Source organism: Psychrobacter sp. NG25 (assembly GCF_015234355.1).
Lineage (GTDB): Bacteria > Pseudomonadota > Gammaproteobacteria > Pseudomonadales > Moraxellaceae > Psychrobacter.
This window is the reverse complement of record NZ_JADGMV010000005.1, coordinates 59,036-81,089: the sequence shown is the minus strand read 5'-3', so window position 1 is coordinate 81,089 and position 22,054 is coordinate 59,036. Positions and strand designations below refer to the sequence as shown.

Annotated in this window: 15 protein-coding genes; 7 read left to right on the top strand and 8 right to left on the bottom strand. The window is 42.1% G+C overall.

The genetic code is table 11. The features are described 5' to 3' along the window. Positions 1-43: 43 nt before the first annotated feature. The 5 genes from IPZ60_RS08820 to rsmG all read right to left on the bottom strand — a co-directional run bounded on the left by IPZ60_RS08820 (position 44) and on the right by rsmG (position 4,403). Complete coding sequence (locus IPZ60_RS08820; protein ID WP_110923039.1) at positions 44-475, bottom strand: biopolymer transporter ExbD; 432 nt, start codon at positions 473-475, stop codon at positions 44-46. Between the two features lie 118 nt (positions 476-593). Further along, positions 594-1,316, bottom strand: coding sequence for a MotA/TolQ/ExbB proton channel family protein (locus IPZ60_RS08815; protein WP_194197442.1), 723 nt, complete (start codon positions 1,314-1,316; stop codon positions 594-596). An 85-nt stretch (positions 1,317-1,401) separates the two neighbouring features. Further along, positions 1,402-2,550 carry a ParB/RepB/Spo0J family partition protein gene (locus tag IPZ60_RS08810; RefSeq protein ID WP_194197441.1) on the bottom strand — a complete coding sequence of 383 codons (1,149 nt, stop codon included), beginning with the start codon at positions 2,548-2,550 and terminating at the stop codon, positions 1,402-1,404. Positions 2,551-2,691: 141 nt separating this feature from the next. Then, positions 2,692-3,471, bottom strand: coding sequence for a ParA family protein (locus IPZ60_RS08805; protein WP_194197440.1), 780 nt, complete (start codon positions 3,469-3,471; stop codon positions 2,692-2,694). A gap of 215 nt (positions 3,472-3,686) precedes the next feature. Next, positions 3,687-4,403, bottom strand: coding sequence for a 16S rRNA (guanine(527)-N(7))-methyltransferase RsmG (gene rsmG, locus IPZ60_RS08800; protein WP_194197439.1), 717 nt, complete (start codon positions 4,401-4,403; stop codon positions 3,687-3,689). 376 nt (positions 4,404-4,779) lie between these two features. On the opposite strand from rsmG, the gene IPZ60_RS08795 reads away from it, so the two are divergent. From IPZ60_RS08795 to IPZ60_RS08785, 3 genes are all read left to right on the top strand, one after another. Then, complete coding sequence (locus tag IPZ60_RS08795) at positions 4,780-7,608, top strand: ATP-binding protein (RefSeq protein WP_194197438.1); 2,829 nt, start codon at positions 4,780-4,782, stop codon at positions 7,606-7,608. Positions 7,609-7,775: 167 nt separating this feature from the next. Further along, positions 7,776-8,894: a YafY family protein gene (locus IPZ60_RS08790; RefSeq protein ID WP_194197437.1), complete on the top strand. Its 1,119-nt coding sequence runs from the start codon at positions 7,776-7,778 to the stop codon at positions 8,892-8,894. A 107-nt stretch (positions 8,895-9,001) separates the two neighbouring features. Next, positions 9,002-9,646: a TerD family protein gene (locus IPZ60_RS08785; protein WP_194197436.1), complete on the top strand. Its 645-nt coding sequence runs from the start codon at positions 9,002-9,004 to the stop codon at positions 9,644-9,646. 103 nt (positions 9,647-9,749) lie between these two features. Here the strand turns inward: IPZ60_RS08785 and IPZ60_RS08780 are convergent, their stop codons facing one another. Next, positions 9,750-10,733 (bottom strand): ion transporter, encoded by a 984-nt coding sequence (locus IPZ60_RS08780; protein WP_194197435.1) that lies wholly within the window; start codon positions 10,731-10,733, stop codon positions 9,750-9,752. 714 nt (positions 10,734-11,447) lie between these two features. Here IPZ60_RS08780 and IPZ60_RS08775 point away from each other — a divergent pair. Further along, positions 11,448-12,086 (top strand): OmpW family protein, encoded by a 639-nt coding sequence (locus IPZ60_RS08775; protein ID WP_194197434.1) that lies wholly within the window; start codon positions 11,448-11,450, stop codon positions 12,084-12,086. A gap of 239 nt (positions 12,087-12,325) precedes the next feature. Here IPZ60_RS08775 and IPZ60_RS08770 read toward each other — a convergent pair whose 3' ends face one another. Both IPZ60_RS08770 and aceE read right to left on the bottom strand, forming a co-directional pair. Then, the gene (locus IPZ60_RS08770; RefSeq protein WP_194197433.1) at positions 12,326-14,068 is read right to left on the bottom strand and encodes a 2-oxo acid dehydrogenase subunit E2; all 1,743 of its coding nucleotides are present in this window, start codon (positions 14,066-14,068) and stop codon (positions 12,326-12,328) included. A gap of 25 nt (positions 14,069-14,093) precedes the next feature. Continuing rightward, complete coding sequence (aceE, locus tag IPZ60_RS08765; RefSeq protein ID WP_194197432.1) at positions 14,094-16,907, bottom strand: pyruvate dehydrogenase (acetyl-transferring), homodimeric type; 2,814 nt, start codon at positions 16,905-16,907, stop codon at positions 14,094-14,096. A gap of 614 nt (positions 16,908-17,521) precedes the next feature. Between aceE and IPZ60_RS08760 the strand changes: the two genes are divergently transcribed. The 3 genes from IPZ60_RS08760 to IPZ60_RS08750 all read left to right on the top strand — a co-directional run bounded on the left by IPZ60_RS08760 (position 17,522) and on the right by IPZ60_RS08750 (position 22,023). Beyond that, complete coding sequence (locus tag IPZ60_RS08760) at positions 17,522-19,177, top strand: hypothetical protein (RefSeq protein WP_194197431.1); 1,656 nt, start codon at positions 17,522-17,524, stop codon at positions 19,175-19,177. A 251-nt stretch (positions 19,178-19,428) separates the two neighbouring features. Continuing rightward, entirely contained in the window at positions 19,429-19,893 is a 465-nt protein-coding gene (locus tag IPZ60_RS08755; RefSeq protein ID WP_194197430.1) for a hypothetical protein, read from the top strand. Positions 19,894-19,977: 84 nt separating this feature from the next. After that, entirely contained in the window at positions 19,978-22,023 is a 2,046-nt protein-coding gene (locus tag IPZ60_RS08750; protein ID WP_194197429.1) for a hypothetical protein, read from the top strand. The last annotated feature ends 31 nt before the right edge of the window (positions 22,024-22,054 follow it).

Genomic DNA, 22,054 nt, shown 5'->3' with positions numbered 1-22,054 from the left:
CACAGTTTTATAGGAGTATTTATGACACTAATATAGCCATATATTATTGCGGTAATGGTTGACCAAGTGGCACAACCGTACTGATATTGAGGTTCAAAAACCCTAGTTTTCCTGCGACATCCATCACCCGTACCACAGATTGATGAGTAGCGTTAGCATCAGCAGCAATCACAAACAGCATATCACGATTACTACCCGCCTCTTGCTGTAGCATGCTGATCAATTCAGCCTCATTGCTACTGCCAAGGGTGATACCATTTACCAAATAGCTGCCGTCTTCTTGTACTGCCACTTCAATGCTGTTGTTTTGTTCTGTCAGTGCGACACCTTCAGCTTCAGGAAGAATAATATTCAAGCGACTAAAATGATTAAATGAGGTCGCAAGCAGCAAAAATACAATTAAAAATAATAAGCAATCAATCATTGGTGTTAGATTGATTTCAAGTGGTTCAACGGTTGGTTTTCTAAAGCGCATATCACTCTCTTTAATATTTTTACTATGCTTAAGGCGTGTTTAAAATGCAAATAGGATGACTAGATAATTCATCTGACCCTTAGTACTAAAAATAATACTAATAGTATTAAAAATAGTACTAAGAAGTCACTGTGACTCCGTCGCTTAAACTTACCGAATCATTACCTATCGTGCCATGTAATGAAGCATCAGGATTAAGCGTATCAAAACCAGAAGTATGCACATTTCCCAGCAACTGGTAGTCATACAACTCTTGAATCATCAATCCTGCTTGAGTTTCAAACTGGGCATTGATATCAATGATCCGGCGCTGAAAATAACGATAGCCAACCAATGCAGGAATCGCAACAATCATACCAGCAGCAGTTGTAATCAATGCCTGTGATACGCCAGCGGCAAGCATCGTTGGGTCTTGCATCGCGCCATCAGTAATCGCTAAAAACGAAGAGATAATACCCAATACCGTGCCCAACAAACCAAGCAACGGTGCAATCGCACCTATAGTACCAAGCATATTGATATTTTTTTCTAACTGATGAACTTGTACGCTAGCACGGTTTTGCATATGCATCGTCATCGACTCTAAACCATACTGACGATAAAGCAAACCCGTTGCCAAAATATCACCCAAAGGTGTTTTTTCTTTCACGTTCATTAATTGTGTACGACCGATGCCGCCGTTTTCGCGTAGGCGCGTTATCAATTGTTCGCGCAATCTATTAGGTACAATTTTGTTAAATTGTAAAGTATGGCTACGCTCAATGATGATAACCAATGCCAGTATTGAGCACACCACGATAGGCGTCATCAACCAACCACCCGCTTTTACCAACTCCCACATACTCGCTCTCTTTTATATTTTTATAAAAATAGTGGTAACCAAGATAGTTTAGACTTGTGCAGTCATTACAAACTGGATGAATACCTTAAGCCTGTGCCTCTATATGCTTAATCAAGGCGGCCAACTGGTCCTGATTTTGGAAAAATATCTCAACACTACCCTGCCCGTCTTTTTTATGCTTAAGTTTTACTTCAGCCCCAAGCATATCCGTCAGTCTTTGTGTCAAACGTTCCGCGTCATGAGACTGTGCTTGTTCAGTACGATTGGCTTTGGGAGCTGGCTGCAAAATTGACTTCACGAGCTTTTCAGCTTCGCGTACGGTCATGCCACCATCGATGATTTTTTGTGCAATAATTGGCTGCTGCTCAGAGGATAATGCCAAAAGCGTGCGCGCATGACCCATATCTAGCGCACTGGTTGCTAAATGGTCTTTTACGGTATCGTGCAGCTGATTCAAGCGCAGTAGATTCGATACCGTCGTACGTGCCTTACCCACAACCTCTGCAATCATCGCGTGACTCATACCAAACTCAGTATGAAAGCGTTGTAATGCTGCTGCCTGCTCAATCACGGACAAGTCTTCGCGTTGAATATTCTCAATTAGTGCCAGTGCAATAGCCAACTCATCTGACAATGCGCGCTCAATCGCAGGTATTACTGCTTTACCTGCCATTTTTGCAGCACGCCAGCGGCGCTCGCCAGCGATGATTTCATGAGTGACAAATGCTTCACTCTTGTCTTCATTTGCCAATAATGGACGGATAACGATAGGTTGCATGACACCATGCTGCTCAATCGAAGAGGCCAATTCAGCAAGCGCAGTTTCACTCATATCACGACGCGGCTGATACTTGCCTGCTTGTAATCGTGTCACATCAATTTGAACCAAGCTGATTTGATCTTCAGAGGCACTGGTATCTGTTCCGCTAACCCGATTTTTATTAGGGGCACTCTTATTCATTGTACGTGGCGCACGTGCTTTACGATTACTAGAATCAGCAGCCTCTAGAACTGCTGGATTTGCAGTCGATTTTTCGTTGTCTTTTGCACGACTTGTTTGAGCGGTTGTGCTTGCGTTTGTTATGTCAGTCTCTGGCGTTACAGCTGGCAAAGTATTATCACGCGCTGCCATATCATCTTGTAAGGCAGACGCAGTGATTTGCTTTTCTTTTTTGATTGATCCCAACAAGGCATCTAAGCCTCGATTGGCAGCCAATCCTCTTTTCTTCGCCATGATTACCTATCCTATAACGCTAAAATAAAAGCCAAATGATTGTGAATACGGCTTACTCATTACTCATAAATACGATATTTCGTGCTTTGTTATTTAATCTGGTTGATACTTTTATCACCAAACTTTTATCTACGGCCAAAACTAGCTGCTTTGCTTCATCACTTCAGCGGCTAGTTTTTGATAGGCACGTGCCCCTTTTGACCATCTCTCATATGCGATAACTGGCAAACCATGCGCAGGTGCTTCTGCCAAACGAATATTTCTTGGAATATGAGTCTTATACATGATATCGCCAAAATGTGCTTCCAGTTCAGCTGACACATCGCGAGCCAAGGTATTGCGTGCATCAAATAGCGTTCTCACCACACCGCGAATATAGAGCTTCGGATTCAGCTCCGTGAGTCGCTCAATCGTCTGCGACAAATCTGCTAGGCCTTCTAGTGCATAGTACTCACATTGCATCGGGATAATGACGCTGTCTGTGGCAACCAATGCATTGATCGTCAATAAATTCAAGCTGGGCGCACAGTCTATCACGACATAATCGTAAGCAGGTTTTTTAGCCGCTATCTGATCGTTAACCAAAGCCACCATCGCTGTTTTAAACAATTCATGGCTATTGGTCTTGTTCATCAAGGTGATGTCCATCCCAGCCAAATCGCGATTGGCACCGATGACATCGAACCCTGCTGGACTGGTAACAATAGCATCCGACAGTGATACACCATCGAGTAAAACATCAGCGATGGTCAGCGCGAGTTCATTTTTATCCACGCCCGTACCGCTGGTCGCATTGCCTTGTGGGTCTAAGTCAATCAGTAGTACATGCTTACGCTTTGCAGCCAAGCTAGCGGTCAAATTTACCGCCGTCGTGGTTTTGCCCACGCCGCCTTTTTGATTCGCAATCGCTATGATTTCCATACACTCACTCAGTTTAATTAGAATTTATTACTGTTATTTTTTTAGCTATACATTTAAAAAGCGAGACATATTCAGTCATTCGTTATACAAATAACTCGCTCTGTCTCGACATCATTTAAATATTATGTCATTTAATTAAAGACGTAAACTATGTTTCACAATCAAACAGTCACTGTTTCATATTTGCAATTTCATGACTGAAAGTTGCTCATAGCTTAGACATTTTTGCGAGACAATTCAATTAAATGACGACTATCATGCAAACGTGGCACTTTTAGCTTGATTGTTTTTATGTGCCAATCACTATCCAATGCTTGTAGCTCCTCTTCACTCGGCGCCTTACCCTTCATAGCACATAAGTTACCATTATCTGCTAGCCTTGGCTGTGCCACATCGACGAAATCTATCAAGCTGGCAAACGCTCTAGAGGTAACCACCTCATAACTTGCTTCATGTGCTTCGATACGAGAAGCAATCGGCTGCATATTACTCAAACCAAGTTCACTACTGATTTGCTTAATAAAACGTATTTTTTTCTGGTTACTATCAAGTGCCGTGCATTGGCGCTCAGGCTGGCAAATAGCAATAATCACGGCAGGCAATCCTGCACCTGTACCGATATCAAGCAATGACCCTGATGGCAAATGCGTTATAATAGCTAAGCAATCAATCACATGCTTGATTAAAGCTTCTTCAGGATCAGTAATAGCGGTCAGATTATACGCTTTATTCCACAACAAAAGCTGGTCTAAGTACAATAATAGTGTGCGCTGCTGCGTCTCACTTAAGGATAGACCGAGCTCATGAACTGCTTTCGTCAGAGTGTTGGCCAGCACTGGCAATTGTGATCCGAGCTTTACAAAGCCAGTAGGATCAATATGGATAGTACCTGTACTAGCAGATGATGACGTGACTTTATCGGAAGCTGACATACAACGAGTTATCCAGTTTTGACATGTGAACCGTCTATTTTATCATGCACTCTGCCTATTGAATAGTTGCAGATTGCACCAATGTGAGACATCTTATACTATCTAGGCCTGTATTGAGGTGTTATTCTCCTTTGACGGCAATAAACTCACTGTTAATTTGTCTCTCATTTATTCATCATACACACTGGTATATCTCATAATGATACAAAACAGCGTTTAATGATTTAGCTAAAACGTTGCCGTATCTTGTAAAATACCTTGGTTAACTATTCAATATAAAGTATAAAAAGTTCAGCATGAATATGAATACCTGATAGCATAAAACCAATCACAGAAATCAACACTCCACCTTTTTAAAAAGATATGTCCTACGCCTATGACCGAACAGCCACACGCCCCTATCTCTACAGTATCAAGAGACGCTAATAAAAAAGACGCTAAAAATATGGCAACACCCATCACTGAATTGACAGACACATTGACGAATGACAAAAAAGTAAAAGCACCGCACCCACTCTTTATTGAGGTAAAGCAGCGCTGCCTTATTAGCGCTGAGCAATTAAAGCGTTATAGCGAACTAAGTGAGCTGCCGACAGACACACGTACGGCACCAGATTTAGATGTTGGCTTTGGTCAGGAGCGAGCGCTCAAAGCCTTACACACAGCTTTGGACATCAAGGCTAGTGGCTACCATGTGTTTGCAGCAGGTGAAAATGGCTTAGGTAAACGCACCGTGATCAGTCGTTTGCTGACACGCATTGCGGCCGATGCGCCGACACCTGATGATTGGGTCTATGTACACAACTTTACCGATCCACGCACTCCTCTGGCACTACGCCTGCCTGCAGGTCAAACTTCACTATTGCAGCAGCAAGTTAACAACTTATGGCAACAAGCCAAAAAGCGACTGAGTCAACGCTTTCGTAGTGATCAATACCAAAGCAAAATCGAAGCCATCAAAAACGACACGCATCAAAAAGAGAGTCAGGCTTATGAAGTGCTCAATGCTGAAGGTAAACAGTACGACTTAGCACTGACGTTCCGCTCTTTCGATAACAAAGCCATGTTTGTGCATCCTAGTAAGCTATCTACAGAAAATAGCGATGCTGATGTCAAACATGAAAAACCCTCTAACAATGATGAAGCTCCCTCGACGATAGAGGACAATAGCACCGTTGATACTTCTAATATCAATACTAGTATTGATAACAGTAACGATGACAGCACTAACGAATATGGCAACAGTGAATACGAAGCTGAGCTGAATAACTTTGTCCAAAAAAACCATATGCAAAAACGATTGAGTCAGCTGACCATCGCCTTAGAGCAGTTAGAGGACGAAGCCAATGACGCGATAGAAGCACTGCATCGAAATATTGCACGCCGGGCGCTACAGCCTTTATTTACGCCTGTTTATGAACAATTTGCCAATCACCCGCTGGTTATTGACTATCTAAAAGCGATATTTGCTGACATGGTCACTCATGTAGAGCGTATCGTTAATGGCGATGATGAAGAGTTTGTGACGGCCGTTCTGACCACAACGCCCAGTCGTTATGCTGTCAATGTCATTGTCAGTCACGCAGCTGATAGTGGCGCACCCGTCGTTTTTGAAGATTTGCCGACGCATTTAAATTTGTTGGGGCATGTCGAGCAAATCACGCAACTGGGTACCGTCACCACTGACGTCAGTATGATTCGAGCAGGCGCCTTACACCGTGCCAATGGCGGTTACCTATTATTGGAAGCCAGTCACTTATTAGAGCACCCCTATGCTTGGCAGGGTCTCAAGCGAGCATTACAATCCCGTAAAATCAAACTCTCAAGTCTTGAGCAGATGCTCACACTCACAGGAAGCTTATCGCTAGCGCCTGCCCCTATCGACCTTGATATTAAAGTGATTTTACTTGGCGAAGCAGATTTATATTATGAGCTGTTAGAGCTTGAGCCTGAATTTGATGCGGTATTCAAAGTTCGTGCTGATTTCCACGATGATGTGGTTCGCACCAGTGAACACGAGCTTGCATTGGTCGCAAAAATGGCTGACATCATTGATTATGCCAACCTCTATCCGTTCGATCGCAGTGCACAAGCCACCCTACTTGAGCATTTGAGCTTACAAGCAGAAGACCAAGATCGACTTAGCTTGCACAGTGATTTATTGATTAAGCTGTTGCATGAGTCGAACCGCCATGCACGTTTGAGCGGTAAAAATATCGTCGATGCCAATCATGTCACCCAAGCTATCGAAGATATGGATGAGCGCTCAGGATATCTACGTGACCTGTATTGGGATGAGCTCAAAAATGGTCAGCAACTTATTCAGACACAAGGCAATGCCGTTGGACAAGTCAATGCGCTAACGGTGGTCAGCTATGCCGATAGTGAATTTGGCATGCCAGCACGTCTTACGGCTGTTATTCAGCCAAATATCGGTACGGGTGAGATTCTGGATATCGAGCGCGACGTAGACTTGGGTGGTAGTTTACACGCTAAAGGTATGTTAATTATGACCAGCTACTTGCGTGCGCTACTTAGTCAACACCATGCCTTAAACTTTAGCGCTTCACTCGCTTTTGAGCAGAGCTATGCCCATATCGATGGTGATAGCGCCACCGTTAGTGAAGGTTGTGCGCTGTTATCCGCCTTAGCAAATGTACCGATTGATCAGTCCTTTGCGATTACTGGCTCTATGAACCAGTTGGGTGAAGTGCAAGCAGTAGGCGGTATCAACTCTAAAATTGCAGGGTTCTTCGATGCCTGCCGAGAGCAAGAGCTAACAGGTCAGCAAGGTGTTGTCATTCCGATGGCAAACGTCAAACAGCTTATGCTACGCGACGATATTATTGCTGCCGTCAATGCCGATGAATTTCATATCTATGGTGTCCATACCTTGAGTGAAGCACTGACGCTGATGACTGGCCTGCCTATCGATACCATGAACAAAAAAAGTCGTTATCGCAAAGACACATTGTTTGGCAAAGTGTTAAGCCGTCTGATGCTATGGGATGAGAACCAAAATAGCGATGATGATATTGATGATAAAAAATCAAAAAAGAAAGACAAAAAGCAGAAAAAAGCCAAACGTCAAAAGAAAGCAGATAAGAGAAAAAAAGAAAAACGTAGAGAGGATGACAGTACTATAATCATTGATAGCGAAGCAGATACCCATAACGAACCAAGTACTCAGAATAGTGATATTTAACGAGTTATTAACGCTATATAAGTTCATATACAGCAGAATCATTGAATAATCTCCGTTGCTAGACGCTACGGGGATTTTCTGCGATGATATAGGGTCACTGACCCACCACTAGCATATAAAATTGCCCTATAAAAACTGACTCGATACTTCATAAAGGCTACTTCCTAATGACTGTACATCCGACTGACGCCGATCACATTCAAACTCAGACAGACGCTAACGAGCAAACCAAAGCGCTAGCGGCTGAGAGCAGTAGTATCTCGGAAGTGAGCAACGATAATCGACATGGGGCAGCGACGACTGCTCGCCAATGGCAAGTACTATCGCAACTACAGCGCAATCGTTGGGTAGGCACCACACATATCTACGAGCAACTGATGATGGCAGGTTTTGATATCAGTCTACGCACGGTACAACGTGATTTAAATGCGCTGGCAAAACGTTTCCCTATCGAAAAAAACAATGCCAATCCACAAGGCTGGCGCTGGTGCGATGATGCTCCCCTGCAAAGCTTACCGCATATGAATTTATCACAAGCGGTGGCCTTTAACATGGTGGAGGCCAACCTCACTCAATTACTGCCTCCTGTTATTTTGGATGAACTGTTTCCTTGGTTTGACTTAGCACGGCGCCAACTTAAAAACAGTAAAGTCACCCATTCATGGATCGATAGAGTACGCATTGAACCTGCCACACAGCCATTGATTGCCCCGCATATCGACTTAGATAGCAAAGACAATATTTATCACTCGCTATTTTATCAATTACAAATTAAAGCCTGTTATACGCGCAGTAATAAGTCGCAATCTAGTGAATATATCCTAAACCCTATTGCCATCATTCAACGTGGTGTCATTATTTACCTACTGGCAACTCGTACCGACGACCCAGAAGTTGTCATCCGCACCTTTGCGCTACATCGCTTTGCCAGTGTTGAGATACTCGAAAGCGCAGCAAAAACGCCTGACAATTTTCAACTCGATACGTACTTAGATGCAGGTGGCATGGGCTTTAGTCATCCATTATTTAGTGAACTGCCTGACCATGGTAAAAATACAGCTATCGAGCTACAATTCACTACACAAGCAGGCAAAAGCCTCACTGAAAGTAAGCTCAGCGACGATCAAACAGTCACGTTAGATGACGACAAACTGACTATACAGGCAACGGTCAATCTAACCTCACAACTGGTCTGGTGGTTGCGCGGTTTTGGCAGTGGTCTACTAGATGCAAAACCTCAGCTGCTATATCAAGCGGTATTAGACAAGTCTTTAGATGATAAATAGCAGCTGGATGAATAGCGTCTGATAGCTATGGCGCTCAAAGTTAGCCGTATCCAAGCTTCTAAACTAAATATACCTCTATTAAAATTTAAGAACGAATAAGGAACACTATGTCGATCACTGCCCCATCACCGTTACTGTCAGACAGTTTGAAAGGACTGGGCTTAGATGCAGGAACCTTATTTTTTTCGCTAAACTATGAGTTTACTAAGATTGAACCAAAAGGGTTGTTCAAGCGCTTTAAGAAAAATCAAAGCGCGATTGATATTGATTTGGCCTGTGTGCTGTATGACAAAAACTGTACGATCAGTGACATCGTTTGGTTCAAACAATTGCGTGACAAAGCTGAATCGGTTAAGCATCAGGGTGATAGCTTAAACGGTAAAGATCGCGGTGAGCAAGCGATGTATTTGGCTCCCCTAGATCAAGAGCAAATCAGACTATACTTAGATAAAATTCCAACACATATCACTCATATTGCTATGATTGCCAACTCTTACCATGGTCATCCGTTTTCTAGAGTGAAAACAGGTGAGATTCACTTAAGTGATGATGAGGGTAACCATTGTTTTGAAGTCAATCTCAAAAAGTTACCACGTGACTGTACGACGCTTTGGGTCGCTCATTTACGTCGAGAAATAGATGACTGGCATCTAACATTGCAAAACTTACCGCTTCCTGCCGAAGATTTGGCAAGTGCCGCGCAAGAGGTGGCTCACGAATTGGCACGTGCACTCCCTCTACAAGGGATATAGTATTCGTACGATACTCACCAAGTAATAGTGTATAAAAAGGGTGCGACGTTATAAAACGCCGCACCCTTTTTTGAATAAAATTCATAGTAAAAAAAGCACTTTTCTACAATCGCTCACCACAATGTGAGCAAAAATTCTTCTGCCTTATTTCTACCTCTTTTTCACGGCGCTCAAGCTCTTGTTCACGCAGTACTTGCAGTACAATATTTTGCGCCTGCTCTTTATCTAATCCTAACTCGCGGCGAATCTTATCGATCATCATCTGATTCTGTACTAAATCAAAATCACTATCGATCAGTTGCTCTCGAAAGTGCTGCTCAAGCCCTTCACGACGCTGAGCAAGCTCATTGGCCAAGCCTGTCGCGAGGATACCTGCAGGTAATGCTGCCAGCCCCACACCCAATATCGTAATTACTGCACCCAATATTTTACCCGCATTGGTAATCGGCGTGACATCACCATAACCCACTGTCGTGAGTGTAACCACAGCCCACCACATCGCTTTAGGAATAGACTCAAACTCTTCTGGCTGTGCATGATTCTCAACCAAATAAATCCCACTAGAGGCCGTTACAATCATAATAATCAAGATAAAGATAACCGCTTGGAACGATCCTTTTTCTTTACTGATGACCACTAGCAGAATACGCATCGAAGCAAAATAGCGTGTAAGTTTGAGGATGCGAAATAAACGTAGGATACGTAAAAAACGCAAATCGATAGAGACAAAGAAGTTCAAGAATGCAGGGATAATAGCAATCAGATCAATCAATGCAGACGGGCTTTTTAGCCAGTTCCAACGCTGTCGCCAAGTAGTACCATCTGGTTTTACTTCAGCCACGCACCATAACCGTAGCATGTATTCGATAGAAAATACCACAATAGAGAAGTTTTCAAACCACGTAAAATAATCTTGGTAAGGGTAATACCAACTATCGACTGACTCTGCAATCACCGCAGCCACATTCGTCATGATCAAAAATATTAAGAAATAGTCGATATAACGACTGAAGAGCGTGTCATGCTCATCATTTTGTAGAATATTATAAACAAAAATACGCAGGCGCCGTATAGATTGGAATAGCATACCGTCCCTATGCGGTGAAACACCGATCTTATATTAGTAGATACTTAACAGTATAGTACTATAAGCGTGCTGCCAATCGCGAAAATAGAAATTTATGAGAAATCACGGTAATGTACTATAAAAATAGTAAATATAGACTACCGTAAATAACGTACAGATAATCACCATAATAGAAAATCTTAGGAACTGCTCGTCAGCATATAGTTGCTGACTAACATCCTGAGCAGGCAGGAGAAATAGACTGCATTCAGGACAACAGGAATCCATCCGATTCAATATCTTTATAGAATAAGCATTGTCACAGCGCAAAGGAGAATTACTACAATAACCAAGCATAATATATTACGCCTATTTTTAGACCATAGTCATTCATTTGATGAATGAGATACTAAATATCTTAGAACCTCAGAAGCAATAATTACCAAAGTACTCATCACTTTTTCGTATCATCATAAGAGCTATAATACCATCTTACAATAGTTGATTATTTTAAGTAAACACTAAATATATTAGTACAAATGACTTTATATTGTAAATTGTGAGATAAAAATCTTTAATATGCGTTTAAAACCTTACAGATAAAACGGTTTTGTACTATAATGGAGTCATAATGTTACAGTTTAATCAACAATCATAACATTGTGTATCAGTAACTAATGCTATCCCTTATTAGAAACTGGCCCATAATCATCTATCACATTGAGGAACTAAACGATGAAACTACAATCCCTAGTTTTAGCCGCTGCTACTGCACTTACTATGACGACTGCTTTTGCAGTACCTGCTGGTACTTGGTCAGTTGCTGCCGGTGCACATTATGTTGACCCTAAGAGTGATAACGGTACGCTTAATGCAGGCGGCACAGACTACTCTGTAGATGTTGGTGGCGATGCGCGTCCAACACTTACTGGCGAATACTTCGTTGCTAATAACGTTGGTATTGAATTGCTAGCAGCGATTCCATTCAACCATGACATCACATTGACTGATGCTGCTGGTAACGAAATTAAGGGTGAAACTCAACATTTACCACCTACTTTATCTGTCCAGTATCACTTTGATGGTTACAACATCCCTCTAAACATCAAGCCTTTCATTGGTGTTGGTGTGAACTACACGACGTTCTTTAAAGAAAAACTATACACTGGCGGTTCAGCTAACTTAGATATCGACGATAGTGTTGGCGTTGCTGGCCATGTCGGTGTTGATTTCCCATTCACTCCAACGGATGCTTTCCGTATTGATGCACGCTATATCGACATCAAATCAGACGTAAGCCTAAATGGCGATGATCTTGGTGAAGTAGATATCAGCCCTTGGGTATATGGTGTTGCTTACGTAAAAAGCTTCTAATTAGAAGTCTATTTTATTAAGTTGTACTTATATTAATAAAAAAGCCGGTATCTGCCGGCTTTTTTGTGTCAGTTGTTTATCGACAATCTAAGCAGTCGCTGTCCGAGTGTATTGCAAATGCGCTAATAGCACCTGTTTGTGCATACTCGATATATCTTAATTACGCTCAAACTTTAACGCATAAAAAAGACCGTCCGTAGACAGTCTTTTTTCAAACCAACACTATTATATATTTAGATTTATAGCAAAATGCGGCGTGGATCAGCCAGTAGCGTTGCAATATAACGGGTGAATACTGCAGCGTCCGCCCCATTAATCACACGATGATCATAAGACAATGATAGCGGTAGCATCAGGCGTGGCTCAAAGCTTTGTTTTTTGGCATCCCAACGTGGCTGCATACTTGCCTCAGACACACCTAAGATACCGACTTGTGGCCAATTCACCAGTGGTGTAAACGCTGTACCGCCTAAGTTACCTTGGCTTGAGATAGTGAAGCTAGCTCCCTGCAAATCTTTGGTGCTGAGCTTCTTATCACGTGCTTTAACGGCAAGCTCACCGATTTCGATAGCAATCTGCTTCAGACCTTTATCTTGCACGTTTTTGATAACTGGTACGATGAGGCCATCATCAGTTGCCACTGCGATACCCATATTGACACTTTTACGCAAGATAACTTGAGTATTGTCATCGCTTAAATGACTATTAAAGCGTGGATGCTGCGTCAAGGCATAGGCAGTCGCTTTGACTACAAAGGCTAAGATAGTGAAGCCAATACCTTCTGCCTTCATACCACCTTTTAGCTCGCCACGTAGTTTTTCTGTCTCAGTGATATCTGATAAGTCAAACTGCGTCACTTGCGGTAGCAATGTATTGTAGTTCAGCTGTGGTATCGATACTTTCTGTAGACGGCTAAGGTCTAATGTCGATGTTTCACCCCAAATTTCAGTATTACTCATGTCAGGTAAGCTCGGTAAACCTGAGCTCACCACACCACTGCTAGCAGGTGCTGCTTTTTGAGTGGTCAGACTCTCTTTGACATGCGCAAACAAGTCTTCTTTTAAAATACGATCATTCAGTGCCGAACCGGTCACTTGTGTAATATCTACACCCAATTGACGTGCAAGCTTACGTACGGCTGGGCCTGCATAAACATCGACCAGCTTTTCATTTATTTGCGTTTCTGTCAGCTTGTCAGCTTTCTTACTGGCGGCTACATTAGGCGTTGTAGGTTTTTCTGCCTGTTTTGGCTCACCAGTTGTTTTAGCAGCAACTTTCTCTTCTGATTTGGCTGGTGCTGACTCTTTCGACTCAGAACTGTCTGATGCAGACTCACTCTCATCAGCAGCGTCTGTACCACTGCTAATGATAACGATAAAGTCTTGACCATTGGCGACCATGTCACCTGTCTGGACTAAGATTTTTTCAATCTTGCCGGATTCTGGTGCTGGTACTTCAACAGATGCTTTGTCAGATTCAATCAATAAAATCGACTGATCCGCAGTCACTGTATCGCCAACACTAACCATAATTTCAGAAACTTGCGCTTCATCAACACCTAAATCAGGTAGTGCATGAGTCGTTGACTTACTAGCATTCGCAGCTGGCTTGATACTAGACTCTGATGACTTTGACTTTGATTTTGACTCAGTCTCAGCTGGCTCAGCTTTTGCTTCTGGCTCGGCAGCAGTGGCTTTTGTATCATTCGCTTCTTGATTGTCATCAGCAGCGCTATCATCACTTTCCGCGCTGTCTTCTGCACTTTCAAGCTCAATTAGTACCATACCTTCGCTAACTTGATCACCGATAGCAACACTAATCTTAGTCACTTTACCAGCAGCAGAGCTTGGGACTTCAACTGAGGCTTTGTCAGATTCTAATAACACGATGTTGTCATCTTTTGCGATGACATCACCGATTTCTACCATAATCTCGCTGACTTCGGCGCTATCAACACCCAAATCGGGGGCTTTAATGTCCATGATTTATCTCCTAGTCTTATGGTTATTATTCTTTGACATCACCATCATTGAGTACATTAGCATCTGCTTGATCTTCAGCACGACCTTCACTACTGATTTCTTCGTCGTCTTCAGCGATAAACTCAGGAACAGGATTTGGATTTACGTTACCTGGTGCTGGTGCATCTGGAGACTGATCATAGTAAGACTGCTGTTGCCATGCAGGTGGATGATCCACATCAATGCCTAGGCTTGAAATAGCGTCTTTAACCAAACGCATCTCAACTTCACCTTCATCCGCAAGACGTTTAAGCGTTGCAACAACGATATGCGCGGCATCAACGTTAAAGAAACTGCGTAAGTTTTCACGAGTATCGGAGCGGCCATAACCATCAGTACCCAACGTGGTATAAGGACGGTTGTCTGGTAACCAAGCACGAATCTGCTCTGAGTAATTGCGCATATAATCTGTCGCTGCGACCACAATACCTTCGTGCGGTGCCAACTGCTCAGTAACCCAAGGCACTTTCTCTTCATCCATTGGATGCAGACGGTTGTAGTCGTCACAAACCATACCATCACGAGTCAATTCGTTGAAGCTGGTCACGCTCCAGACGTTAGAGGTAATATTAAACTCATCTTTTAGGATCTGTGATGCTTTTTGCACTTCACGTAAGATAACACCTGAGCCCAATAGCTGCACTTGTGCTGAGCCATTGTCCTCGAGCAGATACATACCACGTTTGATACCTTCCTCGGCACCTTCTGGCATTTCAGGTTGTTCGTAGTTCTCATTCATTAGCGTTAGGTAATAATAGACACGCTCGCCTTCACCATACATGCGGCGTAAACCATCATGCATGACCACTGCTAATTCATAACCAAAGCATGGATCATAAGTCACACAGTTAGGCACGACATTGAACAAGATTTGTGAATGTCCATCTTGATGTTGCAAGCCTTCGCCGTTAAGCGTCGTACGGCCAGCCGTTGCACCTAATAAGAAGCCCTGTGCTTGACAGTCACCTGCCGCCCAAGCCAAATCACCCACACGTTGGAAACCAAACATCGAGTAGTAGATATACATTGGAATCATCGGCAATGCGTTCACAGAATAGCTGGTTGCCAAAGCAATCCACGTACTCATTGCGCCTGCTTCGTTGATACCTTCTTCTAACATGTGACCATCGATAGCTTCTTTATAGCCCATCAATGCTTCACTGTCTTCTGGCGTGTATTTTTGACCAACAGCTGAGTAGATACCCAATTGACGGAACATACCTTCTAGACCGAAAGTACGTGCTTCATCAGGTACGATTGGTACGACACGATCTTGGATGTCTTTGTTTTTAAGCATCGCTGATAGTAAGCGTACGAATACCATGGTCGTAGATTGCTCTTTACCATTACTGCCTTTTAATACCCGATCAAACATCGATAATTCAGGGATATTCAGTGGAATATGACCACTACGACGGTTTGGCAGATGACCACCTAACGACTCACGACGACCTTTAAGATACTTCATCTCCGCTGAACCTTCTTCAGGGCGGTAGAATGGTAGAGTCTCTAACTGTGCGTCAGTAAACGGTAAATCAAAACGATCACGGAAATACATTAAGGCTTCTTGATCAAGTTTTTTCACCTGATGCGATTTATTGACTGCTTGCGTTTGGGCAGATAAACCATAACCTTTAACAGTTTTGACCAAAATAACAGTCGGCTGACCTTTGGTTTTCATGGCTTCACTGAATGCGGCATAAACTTTAACTGGATCATGACCACCACGGTTTAAGCGCGAGATCTCTTCGTCAGTCAAGGCATCTGCCATTTCTTCTAGCTCTGGATATTTACCGAAGAATTCTTTTCGAGTAAATTCAGGCGTACGCGCTTCATATAGCTGATACTCGCCATCCACCACTTCTTCCATACGCTGCTTAAGCACACCTGTATGGTCTTTACCGAGCAACGAATCCCAGTTGCCACCCCAAATGACTTTGATGACTCGCCAGCCTGCGCCGCGGAATACTGACTCTAGCTCTTGAATGATTTTGCCGTTACCACGGACTGGACCATCCAGACGCTGCAAGTTACAGTTGACTACCCATATTAGGTTGTCCAGCTTCTCACGACCAGCGAGAGAAATAGCACCTAAGCTTTCTGGCTCATCCGTTTCACCATCACCTAAGAACGTCCAAATCTTACGACCTTCTTTTTCTAGCAGTCCACGGTTTTCCATATAGCGATGTACATGGGCATGATAGATAGACATGATTGGACCAAGTCCCATCGATACCGTTGGGAACTGCCAGTAATCCGGCATTAGATATGGATGCGGATAGCTTGATAGACCTTTGCCGCCTACTTCACGACGGAAGTTGTCAAGCTGATCTTCAGTCAAACGACCTTCTAAATAAGAACGGGCATAGATACCTGGCGCTGAGTGACCTTGATAATAAATCATGTCACCACCGAAGTGATCGCTAGCCGCGCGGAAGAAATGGTTAAAACCCGTTTCATAAAGCGTCGCACTAGAGGCGAATGTCGCTAAGTGACCACCCAAATCATCGTCGTTTTTATTGGCACGCATGACCATGGCAAGTGCGTTATAGCGAATCAAAGCACGTATTTTACGCTCCATGCCTAGATCGCCTGGGTACATTGGCTCATCTTCGACGGCAATACTGTTAACGTAAGCGGTGTCTAATCGATTGAACGGCAATCCTTCTTGAACTGCCATGTTGTACAAAGCTTTTAGCAAAAACTGAGCACGATCTTTGTCTGCATGTTTGAGTACAGACGCAAAAGCTTGCAGCCATTCCTGTGTTTCGGTGCTATCAGCATCCTTATAATAATTCATCTTTGTTGTCCTTGTTTGTCAGTCAATCCTACTCAATAGCAGGAAGTTATAAAATCAAAGTATTACTTAATACTGTCTTACATACATGATGTGCTCAATGACTTCCTTGTTAATTTTAAGAAGTTACGTTTCATATTGAAACGTGTATGACTGTACTTCACCGCTCCACAATGTCGAACCGTTCAATATAGTGATTCTAAAAGTAGCAGTACTATCCATTACATATGAATGGAATAGTTAGGTAGTCAGGACAAAGTCATCACTCAACGCCTACAGCCAATTATCAAACGATAATAACTCTCTATTATAGGCGCTTATGACCTAGATGTTTATAGCTGTAGAGAAATGAAGATATGACAAGTATTTTTAAAATAAATAATGATTAGTTTTTTTAAAAATGACAACAGATACAGCCTACTTCTTTACGTAAGAGATAGTTATGTGTAACTCCCTCTGCAACTAAAATATACTTCCTGTCGTACTAAATCGACCACTGGTAACTTTATACTGGATATAAGATAAATTGCTTATTAGTATCTCATACTGATATGTTTGTATAGATATGGTTAACTCGCCATATCGATTAGGCAAACTTGAGTCTTGGGAATAGTGATATGCATAAAGCTAAAAAAATCTTAAATATACTGAATGTTTTATCATTCAACAAATATCGATCTCAAATCTTGAGCTCGTTAGGCTTTATCTTATTTTCATTTATGAACACCTCATCGTTTGCACTTGTGCCAAACCCTGGAGCAGTTTGTTCCACTAACTTTTCTCAAGGCAGCTTAACGAATGCTGATTATACTAACCTAGTATCTGCTGTTAATACTAATAACTATGTCAGTATCGCAGGTAATGCTTCAGGCAGTATTCCATTGCAGATAAAAATGACTACAACAGAGTCTAACACTTCAACTGTAAGATCAAACTTCGGTGTCATTACGGCTTCAGGCGTAAACGCCATTAATGTCAGAAGAACGTTTCCCACTACATCGGACTTCACTGATATTACTCTTGATTTTCGTAATAGCACAACAGCGCAACCCATCTACTTGACTAATGTTGCTCTTAGTGCATTCGATATCGACTATGCAAATAGTAATGGCAATACCTTTGACGATTTTATACAAATTACTGGTGTCAACGAATCAGGCGCTACCATTGTGGGAGCTTTTCAGTCAGTAACTGGCTCAAATATTGTTTTTAGTCAAAACCTGCAAGGTCTATTTACCAGAACTGCCAATGATCCTAACTGTCCCGCTAAAGATTTGGGAACACAGTGTCAAGGATCTGTGCAGTTTTCTCAGCCAGTATCATCAGTAAAGGTTCGTTATACTAACACCGGCTTTCTTTCAACTGCTACTAACCAAGAAATTGACTTCCGTGTAGATAATTACTGCTACGTTCCTCAGTATATATTCTCGGGAACAGTGTTTGATGATAACGGTGGTATTCCTACAGCAAGTGCTAATAAAGACAATGCCGACATTACTTCTGCTAATAGTGTATATACCAATAAACCTAACTACTTTAATGGTAAATATGATCCTACCGCGCCTGAAACAGGAATTACAGGTAGCACAGTGAGACTTGCAAACTGTAATACTCTTTCTACGACTTATACCACACAATCTGTCATTAGATCTGGTGCTCCAACTGGTGAATATCAGATTAGTATTCCCCGAACAACATTAGGTAGCAATACTAATCTTTGTTTGGTAGAGAGTCGGACCGGTACCACCTATCCTATTCGCACTAGTAGTGAGAGCAGAAACGTTGGTTTCTCAGCAACTATCTATAATTATCCTAACAATGACTTCGGTAGAGTCATTCCTGCAAACGCGGCATTGGTACTTAGAAAAGCACAATATGTTAATAATTGCCCTCCAACACTTAACTACTCTGCTTCTAATATAAATACTTCAGGAAACACAGATCCTAGAACGGGCTTTAGTGAAAGTGGTATTAATGGAAGTAATCTTGTTCCTGGCCAGTGTATCGCTTATCGCATTACAGCGACCAATCGTGCTAACAGCCCTATTACCAATTTTGTAATGCAGGATAAATTGCAACTAAGAGGAGACGGTGACGCTTTGGTCACCTCGGTATTAGCTAGTCCTATAGCTAATACAACTGACTATGCCACCGATAGTGTAGCTATTGGGCAAAACGGTTTAGTAAAAACCAACTCTTTTACTTTAAATCAAAGATCGAATCGTGATTTCTATTTCAATACTAAATATGGTACTACTGTGAACACTCAGTAGCTATTTTTCCTTGCAATTCCACGCCTTTATTGACTTTATTTCTAACTAAAAAAAGCCCTATCTGTTTAGATAAGGCTTTGACCGTTTGAACGTCTCGAAATACCATTTGTCGTTTTTGTAGTGAATATTTGTACTATTTACGTGAAAATACAATAAAGAATAGGGCTTCTCTATCCATATAACAAAAGACTATACCGCAACTTATAGAATTAGCACCTCATTAGTGGCGATAGCTTAAGAAAGGATTTTATATGAAACGTTTTAATCTCTTACATACTACCTTGTTAGTAACTTTAGCTTCTACCTGCTTATTCGGTACAGCTTATGCTGACAATGCCCTAAAAATGGAACTAACGGCTGATCAAGTTATCAAAAACTCAGAGGGCAAGATTACTTACTCGCCAGTACGTACCGCACCAGCAGGTACTATTATCAGGTACAAAGCAACTTATACCAATACTGTTAATAAAGACATTAATGATTTGATGGTGACCTTACCCATCCCTGCAAATATGGTATTTACTGGTGAGGCAATACCTGCAAGCGCACAAGCCAGCACCGACGGTAAAAACTATGCTGATATACCTCTAATGCGAAAAATAGACGGCAAGTTAGTTAAAACACCTTTATCTGAGTATCGTACTCTGCGCTGGAATATCAAACTATTGCCTGCTAATAAATCAGCGGCTGTGGCTATGAACACCACTGTTAACTGATTTGATAAATATTAGGTCTTAGTTTGGCTGTTTTAACGTTTCAATTTTCCATCTGAATTTTTCATATCATTTTTGGGGTACTACATGAAATCAAATACTTTTAAATGCAGTTTATTGGCAGTCGGCATAGCTGCTGCATTAGGTATCAGCTCGACTGCTAACGCAGATCCAGCGCAATCGGGTTCAACAACAACAAGCGTAGACATTACTAACCAAGCTAGCGCAACCTATAAAGTTAGTAATGAAGCTCAACCTGAAGTTAAGTCCAATACAGTCAAAATCACAGTATCAGAGCAAGTATCCTTCTCATTGAGCGCTGATAATGATGATACAGCAGTAGGTGGTACACAATTCGATGCTTCTAACGTTAACGCAGAAGTTTCTCCTGATGGATTTGTTTTGTTTAGGCATACGTTGAAAAACACTGGTAACCGTACCGATACTTATGCCATTACAACCCCAACTGCTCCTCCAAATTATAATACAGCGGATTCTACTGTTTCATACAAGATATATAATGCTGACGGAGTCGAAGATACGACTCGTACCGTAAATGATGCGGCTTATGGTGCTTCTAGTGGGAAAGTATTTCCTTTAGAAAAAGGTCATTATATTAGTTTTGTTATTAAAGCCAAAACGACAGGCAATAAAGGTGGTACTACTCAAGCTCTACCAATATCTGCTGTCAGTACACTGTTAACTGCAAGTAAAACGCTTAATAATACTAATACTTCATTTACAAAGCTTCCTACCTTTAATATCGTAAAAACAATTACCAACGCTTTGGATCTGAACGACTCTAACGATACTGCCACCTATCAGGTTGTGGTAACAAACGATGGTAATACTACGTTTAGTACTGATGCCACAGATATTGCGATTGAAGACCTTCTGCCACCTGGTCTAGTAATGGCCACCAAGCTAGCCTCTACTAATATCAAAGTCAGTGGCAATGCCACACGAGGCACTATCGCTACCGGCAATGAAGGAAGTAGCGGTTTTAAAATTACTGGTGTCAACATTCCAGTAGGACAAAATGTAACTATTACCTTTGATGTCAAAAAAGGTGGAGCAGGTACACTTGTTCCCGCAACCGCTATCAACCATGTGACAGTGACTGATGATTTGGATAATAACCCATCAACTGCAAATACGCTTATCGATAGTACAGACATAGGGAAAGAACAAAACGTTAGTAATTTCTATACTGGAACTCAAAACAATTTTATTAATGGCCAGACTCCTGTGAATCCAGGTGACGACTCAACGTTGCCACTGTTAACCATCAAGCGCACTCTAACCCTAACCAACCCTACTATCAAAGAGATCGCCCCTACCTCAGGTACCAGTGGGCAGGTAACTCATCAAACCGTCATTACCAACACTGGTAAAGACATCGAGGGTAGTAAAGCTGGTGAATTGACCTTCACTATCACTGATAATGACGGCAACACGCCAGATGCGATTAACATAGTCCCTGCTAGCGTTACTATTGTCTATGATCCAAAAGACGGTACTGGCGCTCAATCACCAAAAACTATTACAGCTGTTAATGGGGTATACGATATCTTTACTGCTTTACCTGGCGGCATAGCTACTAATGGCACAGTCACTATCAACTATAATGTGTCATCACTCAATGCCTCGCTTTTCACACCTTTAAACTCTACTGACTCTACATTTGAAAACACCATTGTTACCTTGATTCCAAAACTAGAAGGTGCCCCTGCACAAATAACTGTGACAGACACTACCACTGTTCGTGGTTTGACATTACTTAAAACTCAAGCGATAGATGCCAATTGTGATGGTACTAACGTCGGTACGTTCGTTACTACAGAGATTACAGGTGCTTCGCCTGGTCAATGTATTATTTACAAAATCCAAGCTAAAAACACTTCTACTACTGGCTTAGGCTTCAATATAACTGATGTCGTGATTTCAGATGAATTGGCTAAATTTTCAGCCAACGCTGACTATGTAAGTGGTAGCGCAAAAGCCACTGCTAGTGCTGGCGGTACCTATACAGCCTCTAATAATGGAACTGCTATTACAACTACTGTCGCCACGTTAGCTCCTCAAGGAACTGCAACCATGGAGTTTAAAGTCAAAATTAAAACTAACAGTTAAATTATAGTTATATACAGTCCATGCAATCAAA

Bases quoted from the DNA above. Each gene is read 5' to 3' on its own strand.
- IPZ60_RS08820 (WP_110923039.1), bottom strand. From the start codon at position 475: ATGCGCTTTAGAAAACCAACCGTTGAACCACTTGAAATCAATCTAACA.
- IPZ60_RS08815 (WP_194197442.1), bottom strand. From the start codon at position 1,316: ATGTGGGAGTTGGTAAAAGCGGGTGGTTGGTTGATGACGCCTATCGTG.
- IPZ60_RS08810 (WP_194197441.1), bottom strand. From the start codon at position 2,550: ATGGCGAAGAAAAGAGGATTGGCTGCCAATCGAGGCTTAGATGCCTTG.
- IPZ60_RS08805 (WP_194197440.1), bottom strand. From the start codon at position 3,471: ATGGAAATCATAGCGATTGCGAATCAAAAAGGCGGCGTGGGCAAAACC.
- rsmG (WP_194197439.1), bottom strand. From the start codon at position 4,403: ATGTCAGCTTCCGATAAAGTCACGTCATCATCTGCTAGTACAGGTACT.
- IPZ60_RS08795 (WP_194197438.1), top strand. From the start codon at position 4,780: ATGACCGAACAGCCACACGCCCCTATCTCTACAGTATCAAGAGACGCT.
- IPZ60_RS08790 (WP_194197437.1), top strand. From the start codon at position 7,776: ATGACTGTACATCCGACTGACGCCGATCACATTCAAACTCAGACAGAC.
- IPZ60_RS08785 (WP_194197436.1), top strand. From the start codon at position 9,002: ATGTCGATCACTGCCCCATCACCGTTACTGTCAGACAGTTTGAAAGGA.
- IPZ60_RS08780 (WP_194197435.1), bottom strand. From the start codon at position 10,733: ATGCTATTCCAATCTATACGGCGCCTGCGTATTTTTGTTTATAATATT.
- IPZ60_RS08775 (WP_194197434.1), top strand. From the start codon at position 11,448: ATGAAACTACAATCCCTAGTTTTAGCCGCTGCTACTGCACTTACTATG.
- IPZ60_RS08770 (WP_194197433.1), bottom strand. From the start codon at position 14,068: ATGGACATTAAAGCCCCCGATTTGGGTGTTGATAGCGCCGAAGTCAGC.
- aceE (WP_194197432.1), bottom strand. From the start codon at position 16,907: ATGAATTATTATAAGGATGCTGATAGCACCGAAACACAGGAATGGCTG.
- IPZ60_RS08760 (WP_194197431.1), top strand. From the start codon at position 17,522: ATGCATAAAGCTAAAAAAATCTTAAATATACTGAATGTTTTATCATTC.
- IPZ60_RS08755 (WP_194197430.1), top strand. From the start codon at position 19,429: ATGAAACGTTTTAATCTCTTACATACTACCTTGTTAGTAACTTTAGCT.
- IPZ60_RS08750 (WP_194197429.1), top strand. From the start codon at position 19,978: ATGAAATCAAATACTTTTAAATGCAGTTTATTGGCAGTCGGCATAGCT.